General features: G+C 74.0%; 22 protein-coding genes and 2 tRNA genes. 10 read left to right on the top strand and 14 right to left on the bottom strand.

The genetic code is table 11. The features are described 5' to 3' along the window. Positions 1-154: 154 nt before the first annotated feature. Entirely contained in the window at positions 155-883 is a 729-nt protein-coding gene (locus ACIP60_RS11390) for a GPP34 family phosphoprotein (RefSeq protein WP_400682373.1), read from the bottom strand. Between the two features lie 300 nt (positions 884-1,183). On the opposite strand from ACIP60_RS11390, the gene ACIP60_RS11385 reads away from it, so the two are divergent. Beyond that, entirely contained in the window at positions 1,184-3,613 is a 2,430-nt protein-coding gene (locus ACIP60_RS11385) for a hypothetical protein (protein WP_400682372.1), read from the top strand. 123 nt (positions 3,614-3,736) lie between these two features. Here the strand turns inward: ACIP60_RS11385 and ACIP60_RS11380 are convergent, their stop codons facing one another. From ACIP60_RS11380 to ACIP60_RS11370, 3 genes are all read right to left on the bottom strand, one after another. Then, the gene (locus ACIP60_RS11380; RefSeq protein ID WP_400682370.1) at positions 3,737-4,648 is read right to left on the bottom strand and encodes a ribonuclease BN; all 912 of its coding nucleotides are present in this window, start codon (positions 4,646-4,648) and stop codon (positions 3,737-3,739) included. A 73-nt stretch (positions 4,649-4,721) separates the two neighbouring features. Then, on the bottom strand, positions 4,722-5,483 hold the full coding sequence (locus tag ACIP60_RS11375) for a polyprenol monophosphomannose synthase (RefSeq protein ID WP_400682369.1): 762 nt from the start codon (positions 5,481-5,483) through the stop codon (positions 4,722-4,724). 153 nt (positions 5,484-5,636) lie between these two features. Further along, on the bottom strand, positions 5,637-6,491 hold the full coding sequence (locus ACIP60_RS11370; RefSeq protein WP_400682367.1) for a helix-turn-helix domain-containing protein: 855 nt from the start codon (positions 6,489-6,491) through the stop codon (positions 5,637-5,639). Between the two features lie 144 nt (positions 6,492-6,635). Here ACIP60_RS11370 and ACIP60_RS11365 point away from each other — a divergent pair, with 144 nt between their 5' ends. Beyond that, the gene (locus ACIP60_RS11365; RefSeq protein WP_400682365.1) at positions 6,636-7,238 is read left to right on the top strand and encodes an NADPH-dependent FMN reductase; all 603 of its coding nucleotides are present in this window, start codon (positions 6,636-6,638) and stop codon (positions 7,236-7,238) included. 47 nt (positions 7,239-7,285) lie between these two features. Here ACIP60_RS11365 and ACIP60_RS11360 read toward each other — a convergent pair whose 3' ends face one another. Together ACIP60_RS11360 and ACIP60_RS11355 are read right to left on the bottom strand one after the other, a co-directional pair. Then, on the bottom strand, positions 7,286-7,954 hold the full coding sequence (locus tag ACIP60_RS11360) for a ScbR family autoregulator-binding transcription factor (RefSeq protein WP_400682364.1): 669 nt from the start codon (positions 7,952-7,954) through the stop codon (positions 7,286-7,288). Between the two features lie 217 nt (positions 7,955-8,171). Next, a complete protein-coding gene (locus ACIP60_RS11355; RefSeq protein WP_400682362.1) occupies positions 8,172-9,134 on the bottom strand; it encodes a zinc-binding dehydrogenase in 963 nt (320 codons plus the stop codon). Positions 9,135-9,232: 98 nt separating this feature from the next. Between ACIP60_RS11355 and ACIP60_RS11350 the strand changes: the two genes are divergently transcribed. After that, positions 9,233-9,871, top strand: a complete 639-nt coding sequence (locus ACIP60_RS11350) for a TetR/AcrR family transcriptional regulator (RefSeq protein ID WP_400682360.1) — start codon at positions 9,233-9,235, stop codon at positions 9,869-9,871. 256 nt (positions 9,872-10,127) lie between these two features. After that, positions 10,128-10,200: transfer RNA gene (locus ACIP60_RS11345), tRNA-Arg, on the top strand. 78 nt (positions 10,201-10,278) lie between these two features. On the opposite strand, the gene ACIP60_RS11340 is transcribed toward ACIP60_RS11345, so the two are convergent. Then, complete coding sequence (locus ACIP60_RS11340) at positions 10,279-11,193, bottom strand: LysR substrate-binding domain-containing protein (RefSeq protein ID WP_400682358.1); 915 nt, start codon at positions 11,191-11,193, stop codon at positions 10,279-10,281. Between the two features lie 115 nt (positions 11,194-11,308). On the opposite strand from ACIP60_RS11340, the gene ACIP60_RS11335 reads away from it, so the two are divergent. The 3 genes from ACIP60_RS11335 to ACIP60_RS11325 all read left to right on the top strand — a co-directional run bounded on the left by ACIP60_RS11335 (position 11,309) and on the right by ACIP60_RS11325 (position 14,016). Then, a complete protein-coding gene (locus ACIP60_RS11335; protein ID WP_400682356.1) occupies positions 11,309-12,121 on the top strand; it encodes an inositol monophosphatase family protein in 813 nt (270 codons plus the stop codon). A 51-nt stretch (positions 12,122-12,172) separates the two neighbouring features. Next, positions 12,173-12,811: an NADPH-dependent F420 reductase gene (locus tag ACIP60_RS11330; RefSeq protein WP_400682354.1), complete on the top strand. Its 639-nt coding sequence runs from the start codon at positions 12,173-12,175 to the stop codon at positions 12,809-12,811. A 221-nt stretch (positions 12,812-13,032) separates the two neighbouring features. Then, positions 13,033-14,016, top strand: coding sequence for a hypothetical protein (locus ACIP60_RS11325; protein WP_400682352.1), 984 nt, complete (start codon positions 13,033-13,035; stop codon positions 14,014-14,016). A gap of 571 nt (positions 14,017-14,587) precedes the next feature. On the opposite strand, the gene ACIP60_RS11320 is transcribed toward ACIP60_RS11325, so the two are convergent. From ACIP60_RS11320 to ACIP60_RS11295, 6 genes are all read right to left on the bottom strand, one after another. Then, a complete protein-coding gene (locus tag ACIP60_RS11320) occupies positions 14,588-15,130 on the bottom strand; it encodes a GNAT family N-acetyltransferase (RefSeq protein WP_400682350.1) in 543 nt (180 codons plus the stop codon). 11 nt (positions 15,131-15,141) lie between these two features. Beyond that, positions 15,142-15,762, bottom strand: coding sequence for a lasso peptide biosynthesis B2 protein (locus tag ACIP60_RS11315; RefSeq protein WP_400682349.1), 621 nt, complete (start codon positions 15,760-15,762; stop codon positions 15,142-15,144). Beyond that, a complete protein-coding gene (locus ACIP60_RS11310) occupies positions 15,759-17,438 on the bottom strand; it encodes an albusnodin/ikarugamycin family macrolactam cyclase (protein ID WP_400682348.1) in 1,680 nt (559 codons plus the stop codon). Before ACIP60_RS11310 ends, ACIP60_RS11315 begins: the two co-directional genes overlap by 4 nt. A gap of 78 nt (positions 17,439-17,516) precedes the next feature. Then, positions 17,517-17,648, bottom strand: coding sequence for an albusnodin family lasso peptide (locus tag ACIP60_RS11305; protein ID WP_106437696.1), 132 nt, complete (start codon positions 17,646-17,648; stop codon positions 17,517-17,519). Between the two features lie 105 nt (positions 17,649-17,753). Then, complete coding sequence (locus tag ACIP60_RS11300) at positions 17,754-17,888, bottom strand: hypothetical protein (protein WP_400682347.1); 135 nt, start codon at positions 17,886-17,888, stop codon at positions 17,754-17,756. Between the two features lie 62 nt (positions 17,889-17,950). Further along, positions 17,951-18,316: an ATP-binding protein gene (locus tag ACIP60_RS11295; protein WP_400682346.1), complete on the bottom strand. Its 366-nt coding sequence runs from the start codon at positions 18,314-18,316 to the stop codon at positions 17,951-17,953. A gap of 335 nt (positions 18,317-18,651) precedes the next feature. On the opposite strand from ACIP60_RS11295, the gene ACIP60_RS11290 reads away from it, so the two are divergent. Both ACIP60_RS11290 and ACIP60_RS11285 read left to right on the top strand, forming a co-directional pair. Beyond that, on the top strand, positions 18,652-20,109 hold the full coding sequence (locus ACIP60_RS11290) for a hypothetical protein (RefSeq protein WP_400682345.1): 1,458 nt from the start codon (positions 18,652-18,654) through the stop codon (positions 20,107-20,109). A gap of 16 nt (positions 20,110-20,125) precedes the next feature. Then, on the top strand, positions 20,126-20,614 hold the full coding sequence (locus tag ACIP60_RS11285; RefSeq protein WP_400682344.1) for a hypothetical protein: 489 nt from the start codon (positions 20,126-20,128) through the stop codon (positions 20,612-20,614). A 114-nt stretch (positions 20,615-20,728) separates the two neighbouring features. Here ACIP60_RS11285 and ACIP60_RS11280 read toward each other — a convergent pair. After that, positions 20,729-20,845 (bottom strand) — tRNA-Arg (locus tag ACIP60_RS11280). 73 nt (positions 20,846-20,918) lie between these two features. Between ACIP60_RS11280 and ACIP60_RS11275 the strand changes: the two genes are divergently transcribed. Continuing rightward, a complete protein-coding gene (locus tag ACIP60_RS11275; RefSeq protein WP_282202321.1) occupies positions 20,919-21,410 on the top strand; it encodes an HPP family protein in 492 nt (163 codons plus the stop codon). The last annotated feature ends 11 nt before the right edge of the window (positions 21,411-21,421 follow it).

Below are 21,421 nucleotides of genomic sequence, written 5' to 3'. Positions count from 1 at the left end.
ACGCCGCCCCGCCCGGCCCCGGGCGGGGCGGGGGGGGGGGGGGGGGGGGGGGGGGGGGGGGGGGGGGCGCCCCCGGGGGGGGGGGGGGCGCCGGCCCCCCCCCCCCCCCCCCCCCCGCCCTCCTGCCGAACCGAACGCTAACGGCGTGCGCCGCTCATCGCGCGCCCACCCGACTGGCCACACCGCGCCCCGCGGCAGCGGGACGACCGGCCGGACCGCGCGAACCCGCGGGTGCCGACCTGCCCTGCTGCTGCTGGGCGGGCAGACCGTTCTGCACGTCCATCACCGCGTGGGCCACCATGCCGCCCAGCGGGTCGTACCTGATCAGGTCCCGCAGCCGGGAGCGCGAGGACCGCCCCTCGTTGCCCGGGTACAGGTGCTTGCCCAGGCCGACCGCGTGCGCCAGCGCCGCCAGCGCGGCCGTCCGCGGGTCCGGCGGCACGCCGGTGCGGATCGCCGTGTCCAGCCGCTGCTTGATCGCCGCGTTGGTGCAGTCGTCCGACGCCTGGTAGCGCGTCGTCGGCAGCACCCCGCAGACCTGGCCGGCCACAGCCGTCACCATGCCGCACCGTTCCAGGTGCGCCAGGTACGTCTGCCGGAGGCCCAGGCGCGGGCCACCGATCCAGTGCGCGGCGCGCACCGGACTGCCGCGCCGGCGCAACAGCTCCAGTGCGTGGTCAAGTGTCGGATCACCGGTCGGCCGTGGCACCACCACGGCGATCCGGTCCCCGTCCGGGACTATCCTTCCGGCCAGGGACAGCTCGACGAGCTGCGCCCCGGCAAGTCCGAGGTCGAGGGTCTGCGGCTGTGCGGTGGTACCCGTGGCCGGGTCCAGCGCGAGCAACAGCAGCTCCTCGGGAATGGTTCGACGGCCTTTGCCCATCCAAGCCTCCCCGCGTGGATGAATGACAGGGTGACGCCTCTCACACAGGCTTGTCGAGTACGCCTCCGAATCGTGACCTTGCCCGGGCAGGCTGGAACCGCCGTCCGACGGCGCCGCGTCTGACCGGGCAACAGCCCGTACGGGCAGGAAAAACCGCCGGTCGGGCGGGGTGCGGCGGGCCCTTGCGGGCTCGGTGCCGGAGACTGTACAGGTGCTGGGCCGGGCCGAGAACCCGCCCGAAAAAAACCAGCTTGTGTGATCGGACCGGCGGTGCCGGGCGGACGAGGAGGAGTGGGTTACGTGGGCGAGTCCCCGCAGAGCGAGCGGCGCGACGGCGAGACGCGGTCGGCCGAGACCGAGGAGACCCCGCGCGAACCCGGCGAGCGCGCCGGGGGCAACGGCACTGTCCACCTGCGCGTCCGCGATGCGGACACCCGCACCGCCGCCCTCCGTCTCCCCGCCGACCTCCCCGAGGCGAGCGCCGCCCTCACCGACTCCCGTCCCACCCCTCGGGACGAGGACACCCCGGAATCCGAGACGGAATCGGCCCCGACACCCGCGCTGCCGGACCGGCCGGAGACGCCGGACGCGGAAGACGAAGGGGAAGAGGGCGCGGGAGCAGAGGAAGGGGAGGGCGCGGAGGCGGAAGCCGCCCCGGCCGGGCCGCAGCGGACGATGATGCTGCGGATGCCGGAGCTGCCCGAGACGGGGAGCGAGGACGGGGCCGCGCCTGCTGCTGAGCCCGAGGACGAGGACGAGGACGAAGCTGCGCCCGCCGGTGGGGCGAGTGCCGAGGACGAGGCCGCGCCGGCGGACGAGGGCGGTTCCGGTTCCGGTTCCGCCGCGAAGCCCGAGCCGACCATGATGCTCCGGCTGACGGACCTGCCCGAGGCCGCTGACGAGGGCGAGGGCGAGGGCGAGGGCGAGTCGGAGGGGGAGTCCGTTCCGGCCGGGCCGCAGCCGACCATGACCCTGCGGGCGGCGGGCCTGGCGGAGGCCGGTGCGGCGTCGGACCAGGGCAAGGCCGAGGACGCTGGGGCAGAGGACGAGGACGAGGACGCGGGGGCCAAGGGCGAGGGCGGGTCGGAGGGGGAGTCCGTTCCGGTCGGGCCGCAGCCGACCATGACCCTGCGGGCGGCGGGCCTGGCGAAGGCCGAGGACGCTGGGGCCAAGGACGGGGCCGAGGACGCGGAGCGGGCCGAGAGCGGCTCCGACGCCGAGCCCGCCGCGAAGCCCGATCCGACGATGACGCTGCGGGTCGACAAGGACCGTCCCGAGCAGACCGTGATGCTCCGGCTGCCCCCGGAGGCCGCGGCGCCCGGGTCGGAGCCGAAGGCCGGGCCGAAGCCCGCCCCGGCTGCTGCCGCGTCCGTCCCCGCGCCCGTTCGGGCGTCCGCGCCCGCCGCGCCCGCCGCGCCCGCCGTTCCGCCGCCGGCGCCTGCCGCGCCCGGGCCGGAGAGCACCATCGAGGCGCTGGAGGTGCTGAAGTCGCTCAGCGCCCGTCCGATGACGCCGTTGCGCCGGGCGGTGAAGCGGATCACGGTCTGGGGCGTCTTCCTGGCCGTGGTGCTGGGCGTGCTGGTCGCGGCGCAGTTGCTGCGTCCGCTGCCGACGCCGAAGGCGAAGCTCTCGCTGGCGGACTCGTTCACCTTCGGGGGCGAGCAGCCGACCATCCCGTGGCCGACGAAGGGCCAGGCCGCGGCCGAGGTGGTGGGCGTGGGCAGCCTGGGGGCGTCGGGGGAGGAGACGCCGGTGCCGATCGCGTCCGTCACCAAGGTGATGAACGCGTACCTGATCCTCCAGGCGCACCCCTTGAAGAAGGGGGAGAGCGGCCCGGTGCTCACCGTGGACAAGCTGGCCGCGCAGGAGTCGGGCAACAACGACGAGTCGACGGTGCCGCTGACCGAGGGCCAGCAGCTCACCGAGTACGAGGCGCTGGAGATGCTGATGCTGCCGTCGGCCAACAACGTGGCCCGGCTGCTGGCCCGTTGGGACTCCGGCAGCGAGCCGGAGTTCGTGAAGAAGATGAACGACACCGCCGCGCAGCTCGGCATGGGCAACACCACGTACGCGGACGCGGCCGGGTACAGCAACGACACCAAGTCGACCGCGAAGGACCAGCTGAAGCTGGCCGAGAAGGCCATGCAGCTGGACATCTTCAAGCAGGTCATCGCCGAGCCGGACACCCGGTTCAACGGCCAGCGGATCTACAACACCAACAAGCTGCTGGGCAAGAACGGAATGATCGGCGGCAAGACCGGCTCCTCCACCCCCGCCCAGTCCTGCCTGATGTGGGCGGCGGTCAAGGAGATCGGCGGCGTGCAGCGGATGGTCCTCGGCGTGACGCTGGGCCAGCCCGCGACGAAGGAGGACCCGAGCCTGGTCACCGCCGCCCAGGCACCCAGCCAGCGGATCAACGTCGCCGCGCAGACCGCGCTGGCCGGACAGACCCTGGCCAAGCAGGGCGACGTGGTCGGCCACGTGGACGACGGCGTGGGCGGCAAGGTGCCGGTGGTGGCGGCCAAGGACCTGACCGTCGCGGGCTGGAACGGCATCACCGCGCACCTGACCCTGACCCCGGTCGGGAAGATCGCCCACACCCTGCCGGCCGGCACCCAGGTCGGCACGATCGCGGCGGGCGAGGGCGACGGCCGGGTCGAGGTGCCGGTCGTCCTCCAGTCGGACCTGGCCCCGGCGTCCATCACCTCCCGCCTGCTGCGCCTCGGCTGAGGCCCCACCACGGCCCCACGGCCCCACGGCCCCAGGTCCCGCGCCCCGGCCCCGGTCCCCGTCCACTGCGGCGGGGGCCGGGGCCGGGGCCGTTCCGGGGGAGGGGGAGGGGGAGGCGCGGGGCTACCAGCTGCCGGGTTCGGTGCGGGTGCCGAGGGCGCGGGCCACGATCGGCTCCTCGGAGACCACCCGGCCCAGCACCAGTGCCAGGGTGATGGCGGTGAACAGCGCGATCAGCCAGGACAGCACGGTGAACACCACCCCGTACGGGCCGAACTTGTCGATCGACGCGGACATCGCGTGCGGCAGCCACACCTGCGAGGCGATGCCGAAGCCGACCTCGCCGACGCCGCACAGCACCGCGCCCGGCAGCAGCGGGTACCAGCGGACCCGGCCGCCGAGCAGCAGGTGCTGCGTCCACCACCACACGCCGGTGGAGGCCAGGAAGGTCAGCGGGACGCCCAGCCACAGGCCGGCGCCGAAGCCCTTGCGCAGCGGCACCTGGACGACCAGGAACACCAGCCACGCCAGCAGCCACACCACCCAGCGCCACAGGGCCAGCCGGGCGCTGTGTTTGGGCATCTCCCAGGCCCGTTCGCAGACCCGCTGGAGCGCCCGGCTCAGCGCGGTCGCGGACGCCAGGGTGACCAGCAGGCCGAGCACCCCGAAGCTCTGGCTGGCGCTGTCGTCGTGCGGGGTGTTCATCAGCAGCTGGACCTGCTGCTGCGCGGTGCCCTGCAGGCCGAGCTGTTCGCGCAGCGAGCCGGTGATGCTGTGCTTGAGCGTCGCGGGGGCGAACACCGCGACCACGAACAGGGCCGGCAGCGCGGACAGGAAGGCCTGCGCGGCCAGCCGGGTGGCGTTGTCCAGCAGGTTCACCCGGATCAGGTTGCTGACGGCCCGCCCGACCAGCGGGAAGCGCTCGGGGGCGCCCTTGGCGGTGGCGGTGAGGCGGGCCGCCCGCTCCTTCGCGGACTCCCACCGCCGGGGGCCCGGGTCGGGGTCCCGTCCAGCCCGTCGCAGTGACTCCGTCACGCCGCCACCTCCGCAAGCTCCGCCGGCCGGGAACTCCCATCGTCACCGGCCGGTGGAGTCGGAGGGCGGCCGCCTACTTCTTCTGGGTGAGCTTGGCGACCCGGTCGCCCACGCCCCAGGCGGTGACCCGCCACAGCGCCTCGACCACGATGTCGCGGCTCATCTTGGACGCGCCGTGCTCGCGCTCCACGAAGGTGATCGGCACCTCGGCGACCTTGAACCCGGCCCGCACCGCGCGCCAGGCCAGGTCGACCTGGAAGCAGTAGCCCTGCGAGGAGACCTGGTCCATGCCGAGGCCCAGCAGGGTCTCCTTGCGGAAGGCCCGGTAGCCGCCGGTGACGTCCCGGATCGGCACGTCCAGCATCAGCCGGGAGTAGGTGGAGCCGCCCTTGGACAGCAGCAGCCGCGACTTCGGCCAGTTCACCACCGCGCCGCCGGGCACCCAGCGGGAGCCCAGCACCAGGTCCGCGCCGCGCAGCGCGGTGAGCAGCCGGGGCAGCTCCTCCGGCTGGTGCGAGCCGTCCGCGTCCATCTCGACCAGCACGTCGTAGCCGCCGTCGATGCCCCAGTGGAAACCGGCCAGGTAGGCCGCGCCGAGGCCCTCCTTGCCCGGGCGGTGCAGCACCTTGACGTGCGGGTCGTCGGCGGCGAGGGCGTCGGCGAGCTTGCCGGTGCCGTCCGGGCTGTTGTCGTCCGCGACCAGCACGTGCGCCTCGGGGACGGCGGCGCGGACGCGGGACACGATCCGTTCGACGTTCTCGGCCTCGTTGTAGGTCGGGATGATCACCAGGATCTTGCCGAGTCCGGCGAACGGGGTCTCCGGGGAGGAGCTCACAGGTGGGTGCCTTTCAGGAGCGACTGGCCGGGGCGGCACACGGGTGCGCGCGACTTCCACGGTAGGTCACCCGGAGCGGTGCCCACGGCCACCGGGTGGGTCCGGGCGTCCGTCCGGGCGTCCGGCCCCCGGTCCGGCGGTGCGCGGGCGGTGTCAGGCGGGCACCGCCCGCAGGGCGCCCGGGTGGCGGCCGGCCAGCCGGTCGAGCGCGGCGGCGGTGGCCGGGTCGGCGGGCAGCTGGACCACCAGCCGCTGGTCGTCGTCGGCGGGCAGCTGGAGCGTCTCGTAGGCCAGCCGCAGCTCGCCGGCCTCCGGGTGGTGCAGCCGTTCGGTCCCGGTGGCGTCCGGCAGGCCGGGCAGCCGGGCCAGCCGGGTGGTGAACTCCGCGCCCGCGGCGAGCGCCAACTCGTCCATCAGCGCCGCGACTTGCCGGTCCGACCGGCCCGGGCCCTGCTTGAGGGCGGCCACCTGCTGGTCGGCCGTCCGCGCCCAGTCCGGGTAGGCGGTCCGGGCCCGGGGGTCGGTGAAGACGTACCGGGCCAGGCTCGGCCGCTCGCCGTCCAGCAGGCCGACCGGTCCGGCCAGCCGCCGGTAGGCGGCGGTGCAGGCGAGGATCTCGCCGAGCCGGTTGAGCACCAGCGCGGGGGCGGGTTCGAGGTGGTCGAGCAGCGCCCGGACGGCGGGGCGGACGGTGCGGTTCGGCGCGGCCCCGCCGGTGCAGGTGAAGGCGCCGCCCAGCGCCTTGCCCAGCCGGTGCAGGTGGACCCGTTCGGCCGTGCCCAGCCGCAGCGCGTCGGCCAGGGCGGAGAGCACCGGCACCGACGGGTGGCGGTCGCGCCCCTGCTCCAGCCGGGTCACGTACTCGACGCTGACCCCGGCCAGGGTGGCGAGCTCCGCCCGCCGCAGGCCGGGCGTCCGGCGGCGCGGACCGGCCGGCAGCCCCACCTCGGCCGGGGTGACGGCCTCCCGGCGGGTGCGCAGGAACAGCCCCAACTCGTTGTCGCTCACCCCTCGAACGTAACAGCCCGGCCCCGTACGGAGGGTGGCCCCGGTACTACCAGCCTCCGTGCGGTCTCCCCGGCCGCTGCCGGGCCCGCGAGCCTGGTGGAGCGCCCCGTCCGGGGCGGCCGTTCCGTCCCAGGGAGTCAGGTCATGACCGATCAGCCGCTCAACCTCGCCGTGATCGTCGGCAGCGTCCGGGAGGGCCGGTTCGGCCCGGTGGTCGCCCGCTGGTTCGTCGACCGGGCCGAACGGCACGGCCGGTTCGCGGTCGACCCGGTCGACCTCGCCGAGATCCCGCTCCCGCTCGAACTCCCGGCCGTCCCACCGGCCCTGGAGCCGGACCCGTCCCGTCCCGCCGGGCTGGCCCGCCTCGCCGACCGGCTCGCCGCCGCCGACGCCGTGGTGGTGGTCACCCCCGACTACAACCGCAGCTTCCCCGCCTCGCTGAAGGCCGCCATCGACTGGCACCACACCCAGTGGCAGGCCAAGCCGATCGGCTTCGTCGGCTACAGCGGGGCCAGCGGCGGCCTGCTCGCCATCGAGCAACTCCGGCAGGTCTTCAACGAGTTGCAGGCCCACACGGTCCGGGACTACGTCTCCTTCCCGCGCTACTACGCGCTCTTCGGCCCGGACGGCACCCCGCTCGACCCGGACGGACCGAACGCCGCCGCCCAGGCGATGCTCGACCAACTCGACTGGTGGGGCTCGGTCCTGCGCGACGCCCGCCGCGACCGCCCGCGCACCGCGCGCTGACCCCGCGGCGTCCGACGCACCCCCTGGCCGCGGCCGTCCCCGGCGGGTCAGGCGGTGTCGGCGTCGGCGGTGTCGGCGCTGGCGGTCCCGGCGTCGGCGGGGGTCTCCGGGCGGGCGCGGAACTTGTGCAGGCGGCGCGGCGGGACGACGGTCGGCAGGATCAGCTCCCACATGTCGCCGACCCGGCGGGAGAGTTCGGTCCGGTGGTCGAGGACGCCGGAGACCAGCTGGATGCCGGTGAAGGAGCTGATCACGAAGCGGGCCAGGTCGGCGGGGACGACCGTGGCGCGCAGGTCGCCGACCCGGTGCGCCTCGGTGAGCAGCTGCTCGATCACCTCGATCCAGCGCAGGTAGGGCCCGGGGTCGGGCTCGGTGAACGCCTGCTCGATGACCAGCCGGATGCTGGCCTGCATCATCGGGTCCTCGCGCAGCGAGCGCCCGATCCCGTGGCTGAGGTCGATCGCGGCCTGCAGCGCGGGGCCCTCGGGCAGCGGGGCGGCCTCGCCGTCCGCGGCGGGGGCGAACTGCTCGTTGACGACGGCCCGGGCGAGCTCCTCCTTGGAGGAGAAGTGGAAGTAGAGCGCTCCCTTGGTGACGCCCGCCTCGGCGAGGATCTGGGCGAGGCTCGTCCCCAGGTAGCCGTTGACGGCGAACACCCGGGCGGCCGCGTCCAGCACCGTCCGACGGGTCTGCAGGGCGCGTTCTTGCTTGAGCACGTGCGGTCCTTCCCCAACCTGTGAGCGACCCGGCCAACATTTCACATCGGGGCCCGGAAAATAAACCGCTCGCAAGGTATTCAACTTTTGAACCGGCGCCAGCCCGGGTGCAGGACCGCTCCAGGTCACGCGCGTACCACTGGGACCGGACACGGCCGTCGACCGTTCCGATGGTTCGTTCGGAGCCCACCGGGGCGCCCGTACCGGGAGTGCCGGGCTACGGCGTCAGCACGATCCGGCCGAAGACCTCGCCCGCGTCCATCTTCCGGTGCGCTGCCACGGCTTCGTCCAGCGGCAGCAGTTCGTGCACCACCGCCTCGATCTCGCCGCGGACGGCCGCGGCGAACAACTCGCCGCGCACGGCGCTCAGTTCGGCCGGGGGGACGGTGGCCGCGCTGAAGGCGGCGAAGGACGGCGACTTCCGGAACGCCGCCATGATCCTCGTGCCGAAGTCCGCGGGCGGCTGACCTGCGACCGCGCCCAGGGCCACCAGGCGGCCGTTCGGGTCGAGCCGGTCGAGGAAGGACGGCAGGTCCGCCCCGGCCACCACGTCGAGGATGACGTCGTAGCCCGCGGGAGCCGTCCCCCCGCCGTCGCCGCTGCGGTCCAGCACGTGGGTCGCGCCGAGGCGGCGCAGCCGGGCGCCGCGTCCGGCGGACGAGGTGGTGACCGCCACGGCGGCGGCACCGGCGCGGGCGGCGAGTTGCACGGCCATGATCCCGATGCCGCCGGCCGCGCCGCGGACCAGGACCTTCTCGCCGGGGACGAAACGGGCGTGGCGGAGCCCGAAGTGGGCCACCGCGCCGGAGCCGCCGAGCGTCACCGCCGCCGCGGCGGACAGGCCGTCGGGCAGCGGGACGACCTGCTCGACCGGCACCACGGCCTGTTCGGCGTACCCGCCGCCGGTGCCGGTGGGGCCCCACACCCGCCGGCCGGTCCACGCCGCGTCGACGCCGTCGCCGACCGCGGTCACGGTGCCCGCCACCTCGCCGCCCGGGACGTGGCCCGCCCGGAAGCCGTAGGCGGCCAGCGCCCCGCTCCGGACGACGGTGTCGACGCCGCCGACGCCCACCGCCTCGGTGGCCACCAGGACCTGCCCGGCCGCCGGCGCGGGTACCGGCAGGTCCACGACGGCCAGGCCGTCCGGGCCGCCGAAGCTCCGGATCGAGATCGCTTTCAACAGGGCCTCCAGGTCTCCGCTTCGGTCGAGCGTGCGAGCCGCTCCCCACGTCCCGGACGGTAACGGACGCCACCGTCCGGCTGGCTAAAGTGAGAGCGGTGACCGACCGTCTGCCTCAGGTCCGGCGCTCCGACGCGCTGGACAACCGCGCCCGCATCCTCGACGCCGCCCGCGCGCTGTTCTCCACCGACGGCCTGGACGTGCCGATGCGGGAGGTCGCCCGCCGCGCCTCGGTGGGGCCCGCCACCCTGTACCGGCACTTCCCGACCAAGCGGACGCTGCTCGCCGAGACCTTCGCCGACCAACTGCACGCCTGCCGCGCCATCGTCGACGAGGGGTGCGCCGACCCCGACCCGTGGCGCGGCCTGTGCCTGGTGATCGAGCGGATCTGCGAACTGCACGCCCGCGACCGGGGCTTCACCGAAGCCTTCCTCTCCGGCTACCCGGAGGTGGCGGACGCCGCCGCGGGCCGCGCCCACACGGTGAAGGCGGTCGCCGGACTGGCCCGGCGGGCGCAGCAGGCCGGGCGCCTGCGCCCCGACTTCGTCCTGGACGACCTGATCCTCGTCCTCATGGCCAACAAGGGCATCCACGCCGCCTCGACCACCGCCCGGGTCAGAGCCTCCCGCCGCTTCGCCGCGCTGGCCGTCCAGGCCCTCGAAGCCTGCCCGCGCCACGCCCCCCTGCCACCGCCGGCCCGACTGGCGCCCGCACCGCCCCCCGACCCGTCGCTGTAGCGGGAGCAGGCCCCCGCCCGGCACCGCGAAGCACGAAACCCCAGCTCGCACCCCCACGACGGCGGGAGCCCGGGTAGTTCACTCCGCCGCTCCACGCCGATCCGCTACGCTGTTCACGTCAGTGGCCAGGCCAGGCCGGATGTCCGCCCGGGAAACCGTCGCGCACACCCGCAGACCCCCACCGACCGACGAGCCCGCACCCCGAGGCCGAAGACCCGCCCGCCGGACCTTCGCCGAGGACCCTCCGCGGGCCCCCGCCTCAGTAGCTCAGGGGATAGAGCACGGCTCTCCTAAAGCCGGTGTCGCAGGTTCGAATCCTGCCTGGGGCACGAGCGTGACCGCAGGCCCTCCGCCCACCCGGGTCGGGGGGCCTGCGGCGTTCTCCGCGGCCGGTGCCGGCGGGGCCGTCACGGTCCGGTGGGTGGGGCGAACAGGGCGCGGACGGTGGTGGTGGCCAGGTCGCGGAGCCAGGTGTGGGCGCGGTCGTCGTCGTGGCGCTGGTGCCAGCGGAGGTGGAGGGGGGCGTCGGGGAGGGGGAGCGGCGGGGTCAGGGTGGTGAGGCCGAGCCGTTCCCGGGTGGTGCGGGTGACCGCGTCGGGGAGGGTGACGACCAGGTCGGTGTCGCGGGCGAGTTGCAGGGCGAAGGCGGTGGTGGGGCCGGCGGCGACGACGTGGCGGGTGAGGCCGTGGGCGGCGAGTGCGTCGTCGATCGGGTCGTGCAGGCTGCCGCGGCGCGACACGGTGAGGTGTTCGGCGGACGCGTAGCGCTCGACGCTCAGCGGTTCCTCGGTGAGCGGGTGGCCCGGCCGGACGGCGACGACCAGCCGGTCGGTGCCGACCAGGCGGTGCCGGATGTCGGGGAGGGCCGGAGCGCCGGAGCTCGATTCGAGGTCGACCTCGCCCCGGCGCAACTCGGCGTCGTCCGAACCGGGTTCGGCCGGCAGGCGCAGTCGGACGCCGGGGGCCTGGCGGTGGACGGCGGTGATCAGGGCGGTGCCGCAGGCGGCGGTCAGGGCGTCGTGCCAGCGCAGGGTGAACACCCGGTCCAGGGCGGCGAGATCGAGTTCCTGCTGCGCGGAGAGCAGGTGGTGGGCCTGCTGCACGAGGACGTGGACCTGGGCGCGCATGGCCAGCGCGCGGGTGGTGGGGACCATGCTGCGGCCGGTGCGGACCAGGATCTGGTCGCCGGTGGCCTTGCGGATGCGGCCCAGGGAGCGGCTCATCGCCGGTGCGGTGACGTGCAGGCGGGCCGCGGCGCCGGCGACGCTGCCCTCCTCCAGCAGTGCGTCGAGGGCGGTGAGCAGGTTCAGATCCAGTTGCATGGCAGTAACTCTACGAGTGAACAGCATGCACTTGTTGTTAACGATCGGGAAGCCTACCGTCGAAGTGCGGGCGCGGAACGAACCGCCCGCCCACCTCGACCCCAGGGAGACCGCCATGAGCACCGCCATGCCTTTCGCCGCCGACACCACGCTCCTGCCCGAGGTGACCGCGGCGGTGAAGACCGCGGGCCGCACCCTGCGCGACCGCCACACCCCGCACGCCCGGGGCGTGAGCCTGGACGAGATCGTCGCGGAGATCCACGCCAACGACGACGCGGTGCTGGACGTGCTGCGGGAGCCGCTGCTGCGGGCCCGGCCGGGATCGCGGTGGGCCGAGGACGAGTTGGCCGGCGGCGCGCTCCCGTCCGGGGAGTGGTGGGTCGTCGACCCCGCCGAGGGCAACATCAACCACGTCCACGGCATGGACGACTGGGCCGTGACCGCCACCCTGGTCCGCGACAACCGGCCGGTGCTCACCGTCGTCCACCTGCCGCTGACCGGCCACACCTACACCGCCGTCGCCGGCGGCGGCGCCCGCCTCGACGGCCGGCCGCTGGCGGTGTCCGCCAAGACCGACCTGGGCGCCGCGCTCGTCGGCACCGGCCAGGCCCGGCCCGGCGAGGACGAGCGCACCTTCCGGCGGATCGGCGACTCGGTCACCGCGATGCTCGTCAACGGCCTGGTCGTGCGGGTGTCCGTCCCCGCGACGATGCAGCTCATCCACGTCGCGGCCGGACGCACGGACGCCTTCTGGCAGTTCTCCGACGTCCGCTCCGGCCTGGTCGCCGGGGCGCTGCTGGTCTCCGAGGCCGGCGGCACCGTCACCGACCTGGCGGGCGAGCCCTGGACCGCGGGCAGCCGCGACTTCCTGGCCGCCGCCCCCGGCCTCCACGCCACCGCCCTCGACGTCCTGTCACCGCTCGCCTGACCCGGGCGCCCCCGTCCCGCCCACCCCTCCCACCGCAAGGAGCACCACCCCATGACCAGCATCGGCATCCTGGGCGCCGGCCGCGTCGGCACCCACCTGGCCGCCAAGCTCTCCGCCGCCGGACACCGGGTCACCCTCGGCGTCCGGAACCCGACGGAGACCGCCTCCCCCGGTGCCGTTCCACCGACCACCATCGCCGACCAGCGCACCACCGCCCGCACCGCGGACATCGTGATCAACGCGACGCCCGGCGACACCGCGCTGGCCCGCCTCACCGACCTGCGCGCCGAACTCGCCGGAAAACTCCTCGTCGACGTCTCCAACGCCACCCGCGACGCCGACGACGGCCTGCCCGGCGAGCTGTGCTACCCCGGCAGCAGCCTCGCCGAACGACTCCAGGCCGCCCTCCCCGACACCCGGGTGGTCAAGACGCTCAACACCATGCTGTTCACGGTCATGACCGCCCCCGAGACCCTGGCCGCCCCGCCGACCGCCTACCTCTCGGGCGACGACCCGGACGCGAAGCGGACCGTCGCCGGCCTGCTCGGCGACCTGGGCTGGCAGCCCGCCTGGATCGAGGACCTCGGCGGCATCACCACGGCCCGCGCCACCGAGGCCATGGTCCTCGTCGTCCCGCACGTCCTGCGCCTGCACGGCTTCGCGCCCTTCGCGGTCTCTCTCGCCCGCTGAGCCGCGCGGCCGGGGCGGTGACGTCCCGTGATCGATTCATTCCACCGACAGGGCGTCAATTCCTCTCTTCCTGAACGTCATTGACCCAGGAGAGAGCGAATCCGCCCGCTTCGATCAAGGGGTGAGGAGTGTGTTACGTTCCGTGTCCAGACCACGAAATAGTGGACCCCGGCGGTGCTACCAACACCCCGGGGCCTGGCACTAGGAGCAACAGACTCCCCATGCACATCCATCGTAGCGCGCGCATGCGCGGGTTCGACCCCTTCCCGGAGCTTCGGCCCGAACGTTCCGGGCTCTCCAAGGGCGCGTTCGGGCTCGCGGTCCAGATCCTCACCAGCCCCACCGGCTGCGACGCGGACGGCCGACAGCTCGCCGAACAGGGGCCGGACGGCCGGGCGGGGATCGCCAGGATGCTCCGGGAGTTGAAGAAGGCCGGGTTCTACTGGGTCATCACGTTCCGGCTCCCGGACGGACGGATCATCAGCCAGTCCCACCTCTTCGACACTCCGCAGCACGTCGCGCCGGATCCCATCCCCCCGGGTCCCGGCGGCCCCGGGTCCGGGGCACCTGACGTCCTATGGAAAACCCGGGAGGGAAAACCCTCCCTCCCGGCCGCCAGGACCGCCGCCGAGCCCCAGCCGAAGCCGAAGCCGAAGCCGGAACCGGAATCCGCCCCTGCCCCCGAGCCCGCCCCCGAGCCCGAAGTGCCCGCCGAGTCGCGGGCGGCAGCGGCCCTGCTGCACCGGGTGGTCCGGCCGGAGCCCCGGCTGCGGATCGGCGAGGTGGAGGCGCTGGAGCTGGCCCCGCTGGTGGCGGAGTGGGTGCGACGCGGCAGCACCCCCGAGGACCTGTCGCGGGCCCTGGTGCCCGGCCTGCCGGCGTTCATGTACTCGGCGGCGGCCGTCCTGCGGGACCGCCTGTCGCGCAAGATGCCGCCCGAACCGGGCCTGCTCCCGGAGACCCCGGCGATCGCAGCCGCCAAGTCGGCCCGGCCGAGGTCGAGTTACGCCGAGTGCGCCAAGTGCCATGACCCGGTGCCGAACCCGGGCATCTGCGGCCCCTGCGCGGGCCTGGCCCCCAGGCCGATCGCGGTCGGCACCGGCTCGGCCGCCGTCCGGGCCGGAGCCCAGCGCGCCCGAGCCGCCCTGCGCTCCGCCCGCGACACACTCCCGATCGCCCACCGCCCGGCCCCGGCAGGCACGTGACGCAGGCCCGACACCCGCCCCACCGAAAGCCCCGGAACGGGTAACCCGCCGACCGGACGGGTCCCCCGTACGAGCGACCCCCGCCACCCCGCCCAGACACCCGGCCACCGCCCGACACCCGGCACGCCGGACTGCAAACCACCAGGCAGGGAAGCACAACCCACCCAGGCCCCCACCGCCGGCGGCCCCCGCCACCCGCGACAGCCCCACTTGCATCCCGTGCGAACAGGCCCCTTCGCGCGCCGGGCCCGAGCCCGCGACACCGGCTTCAGGAGATCTTCCAGGGCGGGTCCCTGATCTGGGGCGTTACCATCCACACTAGCCATGACCTGCATAAACGCCCTTCGCTGGTGCGCAGTGCTCCACAGTGCTTCCCGCTTCCGCGTGCACCGGATCCGCATGTCGAGACGGGTCACCGAGGACCGCCGTAGGTGTCAGTGCTCCGGGCACCCGCGAGCTGTCACCTCGGGGATGTCCACAAGCTGTGGGCATCCCGCCCGCTGTCGCCGAACTGCTCTCCTGTCTCTCACTCCGTTCCTCCACCCCTGGCTGTTGGTCGAACGTGAGGTGGTCAGGACGCTGTGAAGTCCTCCGCGGTGGCGTCCATCAGGAGTTCGTCGCAGTCCCGCCCGAGCCAGTACCCGGACCGGCGCAGGCGGCCGGCCGGCTGGAACCCGGCCTTCCGGTAGGCGGCGATGCCCGCCGTGTTCGGTTCCAGGACCTTGAGCCAGACCATGCGCAGGGCGGCGTACTCGAAGGCCCAGCGCAGGGTGAGCGCGGTGGCTTCGGCGGCGAAGCCCTTCCCGCGCGCTTCGGGGGCGAGGAGGACCACGAACTCGGCGGTGCGGACGGCCGGGTCGATCGAGAGCGTGGTGACGCCGAGGGGGGTGTGGTCGGCGGCGTCGACGACCTCGAACTGCGGGTAGTTGCGGTTGCGGCCCTGTGCCTCCCAGCCGGCCGCGCGGACTTCCCAGGACTGGGCGACCTGGGTGCCGAAGCCGAGGATGGTGCCGGGGTCGTTCTCCCAGCGGTGGTAGTCCTCCAGGTGGTCGCGGCTGGTGGCGGCCAGGCTGACGCGGGTGCCGTCGAGCAGGACGAGCGGGGTGCGGGTCACGGGTGCCTCGTTCAAGGTCGGGGGCGGGGGTTGATCGGGGTGTAGTGGGCGGTGTGTGCCGGTTCTTCGACCGGTCGGCCGTCGCCGTCGCAGATCCAGGCGTGCAGCCGGATCGGGTCGGTAGCGATGCCGTGACGCCAGGCTCCGCCGCGTCCGCCGAGTGCGAGCAGCAGCACCGCGGCGACCGACTCTTCCAGGCAGGCCACCCGCGCGGGAACGTTCCGCGCGGCCCAGCGCACGGAGCGCACCGCGAGGCGCGCGTGCCGGGCGGACGGGGGCGGCAGCGCGTTGCCCGTCTCGGCGAGGTGGCGAAGCCGTCCGAACCGCTCCGCGCGGGGGCCGAGCGTACGGGCGGCAAGAACGCTTGCCAACACGGCGGTTGCCGCCAGACGCCAGTGAAGCGGGGGCTGTTCGAGGGCGGGCAGGCGGACCGGCACTTCACCGGTGCCCCAGGAGACAGTCGAGTCGGGGACCGGCACCGGGGCCGGTGCGGGGCTGCCTTCGAGGGCGGTGAGCCAGCGGTCCAGCGCGTCACCGGTGAGGAGGACGGTCGTGCCGGTGCGGTAGTTGACGACCACGCCCGCGTGGCGGGTCAGTGCGGTGACGGTGTCGGCGGTCGGTTGCGGCCTCATGCGGTGCTCTCCCAGCGGATCGTCCGGGCGGCCGATTCGGCGGCGCGGAGCCACAGTTCGGTGCCGAGGACGGGTTCGATCAGACCCCACGGGATGTCCGCTCCGAGGACGGCGTTGCGCAGCAGCGAGCGCAGCGCGGCGGGGCGGAGCAGGCCGAGGGCGGCGAGGTGGCCGTCCACCAGGTCCAGGACGGCGGCCTTGTTGGCGCGCAGCCCGTGGTGGTGGTCGGCGGTGAAGACGCCTTTCGCGCCCCGGCCGAGGACGCTGGGCGGGAGCAGGCCCGCGACGGCGTCGGACAGCATCGGCTTGTAGCGCCGGGCCGACCAGCGGTCGGCAGCGGGCGCGGCAAGGACCGTCTCCAGGACGCGGGTGTCGGTGAAGGGGTTGTGCATGGTGACGCCGTGGGCGGCGGCGAGCTGGTTCTCCGTCGCGGCGGTGCGGCCGACGTAGCGGACCTCTTGGAGCAGCATGGCGTCCGCGTGGCCGAGGCCGCCCGTGTCGCGGTGCGCGGCGGTGACGGACGCGGCAAGGTCGCGGGTGTCGGTGGTGAGCCAGGGCATCGCCACGGCGGTGCCGAGCTTGCCGGGGTCGCTCACGGCGGAGGCCACGGCGGCCCACGGGCTCGTCCGGTACAGCCGGGCCCAGGTCTGGGCGTCGCGGGCCAGGCGCAGCAGGCGGCCGGAGCGGGCGAGGTCCGCCAGGTGGGTCGGGGGCGGCATGAACAGGGAGTCGCCGCCGTCTCCGGTCAGGTGCACACTGACACCGTCCGATGCCAAGTCGCTCAACTGTGCGTCGAACTGGGCGAAGGTGATCGCGGACGGGGCGGGTTCGTCGGTGGGCGGGAGCGTGCCGGGGCCGGCGAACGGGAGGTGTTCGGGTCCCAAGGCCATCAGCCGGTGCCGGATGCGGGGGACGGCACCGGCGACGACGCGCGCGTGGTCGAGGTCGCCGCCTTCCTCGCGTCCCTCGGGGTGGTAGGTGAAGCCGGTCACCGGCCCGTGCTTCGCGGCCAGGACGGTCAGGGTGCTGGAGTCCAGGCCGCCGGACAGGTCCGAGGAGACCACCCGGTCCGCGACCCGGACCGCCACCGCACCGGTCAGGTCGTCACGGAGCCGCCGCACGGCGTCGGGCCAGGCCAGTTCGAGGCGGCACCAGAACGGCGCGATCGTGCAGGCCCCGCGTTCGGCTGCCGTCCAGCGGTGCCCCGGCGGGATCTGCTCCACATCGGCCCAGGCCGAGCGGTCGGGCACCCAGGTGGTGGGGTCGGCCAGGTGGGCGGCCAGCCATGCGGTGTCCGGGACCGCGCCGATCAGCGAGGCCAGTGCGAGCGAACTCGACGCCCACACCGGGCCGTTGGCCGTACGGGTGACGTAGACGGGGGCCGCTCCGGCGGGGTCCGCCCACACCGTCAGCGCGCCGTGCCCGTCGTCCAGCACCAGCGTGTACGCGCCGGACCAAGCGGTGGCCACGGCGTCGATCTCGGCGACCGTGGCGAGGCAGGCCAGTTCCGCATCGGTCGCACCGCACGGCCCGAACACCGCCAGCCGCAGCCCGTCGGCACCGCGCACCTGACGCACCGACACCCCGGCCGACCAGAGAGCTGGTCCCCGCCACACGACCTGCGCACCCACAGGGGCTCCGGCACTTCGACCGGGCGTCCCTCCGAACCACCACATGGGATCAACTCCGTGACCTGTGTTCCACCAGCGGCGCGGCGGCACCGGGATGGGGAGGTGCCGCCGCGCCGCCGACCGTCAGCCGGCGTCGTACGGGGAGCGCTTGCCCTCGACGCTGTTGTTCGAGCTGCCCTTGGTCAGGAGCGCCGCGTCCCCGAGGACCACGGTCTCCCCCTCCGGCTCGCCGTCGAGCGGGGTGAGTTCCTGCATGCCGATCACCTCCCTTGATGATGGACGGGGCGGGAGGAACCCGCCGCCGACTGGTGCCCCGGCCCCCGGCTGCACCGCCGAGCCCGGGGAGTCGTCACGTGCGGCTCACAGCGGCACTTCGCGGTCCGGTGCGGACAGTGCCGCTACCGGTTCCGCCCGGCCGTGACCCACCTGGAGGAAGGCAGCCGTCCCGAGCACGAGGACGGTGCCCAGGTTTCCGAGCAGCCACAGGAAGGTCATGGCGGCATCGGCCGGGTCGTCACGATCCCCTCGACGGCGGCCGCCCGCGGCGTACCGACCGCTCACGATTCCTCCAGCCCCAGCTCGAACCAGACCCACTTGCCGCACGGCGTGCTCTCCACGCCCCAGCGCCGGGAGAGCGCCTCGACCAGCCCCAGGCCGTAACCGGACTCCGCCTCGGAAGCCGGATCCATCAGGACGGGCAGCTCGCCCGACGAGTCCCGCACCCCGACCCACAGCACCGAAGGGCGACGCCGCACCGCGACCCCGACCCGCCGGCACCCCGTGTGCTCTGCCGCGTTGGCCACCAACTCCGTGACCAGCAACGTCGCGGTGGGCACCAGCTCGGCACCCGACCAGGCGGCGAACGCGGACTCGACCAGCCGCCGTGCGGACGAAGCGGACTCCGCAGCGCACGGAAGCACCACGTGGCACCCGCTGTCCTGCCGCTGTACGACCACCGGTTCGAAAGGCCCACGGCTCGAAGGCCCGGCGGGCCTAGCGGCAACGCTGGCGGACATGCGACCCCCTGTCCCGATCGGATCGGGCGGCGCCACCACCGGCACTTGCTTTCGGCCGGCGGCGATGTCGCCCTTTCGGGTCCGAAATCTCGGACCGCGCTGTGCAGCGCGTACAAGAAGGATCGATCCGGTACTGATTCCGCACGATGCCCGCGAGGTGTTACCTGGACGGTAATACTGGTCCACGGAGCGGTATTTGATGATCTGTATCCCGTTATGATCCCCACCGAAGGTACTGCCCGATGACGCATCCAGGCCCGACCCACGGCCCCTTGCTGTCTGCCGAGTTACTGGCGCGCGAAGACCTCCGCCTGGCGCTCGGTGAGCACGACTTCGCCGCAGCCTTCGGGCTGATCAAGAAGTACGGCGGGTACTCGCAGAACAGGATCGCTGCGGCCTGCCGGCTCACTCCGGGCAAGGTCTCCACGATCATGTCCGACCCGGCGAAGCGGATCACGTCCTACGAGGTGATCGCCCGGATCGCCGACGGTCTGGGAGCGCCCGGCCACTGTCTCGGACTGGCACCGCGCCCGTGGGAGTCCGACACCGGACAGCCCCGGCGACCGGCCGAGACCAGCCTTCCGGACGGCGACTTCCCGTGGCGGCCGGAGGTGACCACAGCACTCGCCACCCGCCTCACGAGAACTGACCTCGCCATGGACAGACGTACCGCCGCGCGCCTGCTGGCCGCCGCCGCGATCACCGGAACCGCCCTCCTGGACCCGCTCGAAGGGTGGCTCGCTACACCCGCCACCGCGTCGGAGCGGGCCCGCCCCGGACGGCTCGGCCGACATGACGTGGTCCAGCTCGAACACTCCGCCGTGGCCTTCCGGCAGTGGGACCACCGGTTCGGCGGCGGCCTGCGGGCCAAGGCCGTCCTCGGCCAGCTCAACGACACCGCCGCGGCCCTCGAAGACCACCAGCTCCCCGAGATCGAGCAGCGGTTGTACGGAGTGATGGCCCAGTTGGCGGGCACCGCCGCCACGATGATGTGGGACTCCGGGTACCAGCGCCGCGCGCAGGACTACTACCGGCTCGCCCTCCGTTCCGCTCACGAGGCAGGTGACCGGGCGTTCGGCGCGAACGTCCTCGCCGGCATGGCGCGCCAGATGCTCTGCACCGACCGCCCGGGTGACGCCCTCGAACTGGTCCGGCTCGCCCAGGACGGCAGCCAGGGCCACGCCGGCCCACGCGTCCGGGCCATGCTGCGGACCCGCGAGGCATGGGCCTACGCGGCGATGGGGCGGGTGGCGGCCTTCCGCCGGGCCACCGGTCAGGCCGAGGACGAGCTGTCCACCGCCCGCCCCACCGACGACGAACCGCACTGGATCGCCTACTTCGACCAGGCCGAGATCTCCGGAGTCACCGGCGGCCGACTGCTCGACCTCGCCCGCACCGACCCGCACACCCACGCCGACGCCGCAGCCCAGCACATCCGGTCCGCCCTGGCCGCACGAGGGGCCGAGGCGGGCCGTTCCCACGCGCTCGACCGGATCGGCCTCGCCGAGGCCCTGTTCCTGGCCGGCGACATCACCGCCGCGGTGGAGGAGACCCGGCAGGCCGTGGCCGCCGCCGCACTCACCAAGTCCGACCGCGTCCGGACCCAACTCTGCGGCCTCTACCAGTACACCGTCGGCCACTCGACGAACCCCGCCGTCCGGGAGGCCCGCGATAGCATCCGCGAGCTACTGGCGAACTGACCGAAGGGGAACGGGCATGACCGTCGTCGCCGTCACCGGGCACATGGACCTCACCGAGGAGAGCGTCCCGCTGGTCCGCGAAGCCCTCGAGGCGGTGCTCGCCGAGCACACCGCCGACGGCCTCACCGGCGTGTCCTGCATCGCGAAGGGCGCCGACGCAATCTTCGCGGACGCGGTGCTGTCGCTCGGCGGAAAGCTGGTCGTGGTGGTCCCGTCAGCCGACTACCGGCAGGCCGTGGTCAAGCCGAGCTACGCCGAGGAGTTCGACCGCCTCCACCAGGCCGCCACCGAGGTCGTGGTGATGCCGCACACCGAGGCCGACCGCGAGGCGTACGAGGCCGCCAACGCGGAACTGCTCCGTCGCGCCGACCACCTCGTCGCCGTCTGGGACGGCCGGCCGGGCAATGGACGCGGTGGCACCGCCACCACCGTCACGGACGCGCGCACGGCCGGCCTGCCGGTCACCGTCGTCTGGCCGGACGGTGCAGCGCGCAGAAGCCGCTGAAAACCGGCACCCCGCCGGTACGGACTACCCCGAGTGCTCCGAACCCGGAAACCGGCCGCGGAGAACGCCGCAGGCCCCTCGACCCGGGTGGGTGGGAGCCTGCGGTCGCGCTCGTGCCCCAGGCAGGATTCGAACCTGCGACACCGGCTTTAGGAGAGCCGTGCTCCGGGTCCGGAGGTCGGAGAGCGGGTGCGGGCTTCTGGGCGTGAGGGGAAATTTTGCCTCTGGGGCAATGAGGTTCTTGAAGTGTCAACAGGTTGTTTAAGGTCGTGTGGACCGTACTGCCTGATCAGGGAGCCTTTGCATGTCCGTCGCCTCGAACGTCGTCGCGCTGGGAAGTCGGGTGTGGCATGCAGTGCGGGCCGGGAGTTTTGCCATGGGGGCACTGTTGGTGTTGGTGGCGGTGGGGGGCGCGTTGCACCAGGCGGTGTTGATACCGCCGTTGGCGGCGAGTGCGGCGTTGGTGCACGGGGCGCCGGGGTTGCCGATCTCGCAGCCGCGGAACCTGGTGGGTGGGCAGTTGTTGTCGGCTGCGGTGGGGTTCGGGGTGCTGGCGGTGGTCGGGGCGGGGCCGTGGGCGGCGGCGGTGGCGGGTGGGGTGGCGCTGGGGGCGATGCTGGTCGCGCGGGTGCCGCACTCGCCGGCGGCGGCGACTGCGGTGATCGTGGTCCTGCAGTCCCCGCGTCCGGTGGTCTTCCTGCCGTTGCTGGCGCTCGCCACCGCTGTGCTGGTTCTCTTCGGGTTGCTCCCGCACCGGGTCGGCGGTCATCCGGTGCGTTATCCCGTCGCCTGGTGAGGCGCCGTCCG

Source organism: Kitasatospora sp. NPDC088783 (assembly GCF_044750705.1).
In the GTDB taxonomy this organism is placed as follows: Bacteria; Actinomycetota; Actinomycetes; order Streptomycetales; family Streptomycetaceae; genus Kitasatospora; species Kitasatospora fiedleri.
The sequence above is the reverse complement of the archived record's forward strand: the minus strand, read 5'-3'. Positions and strand labels throughout refer to the sequence as shown.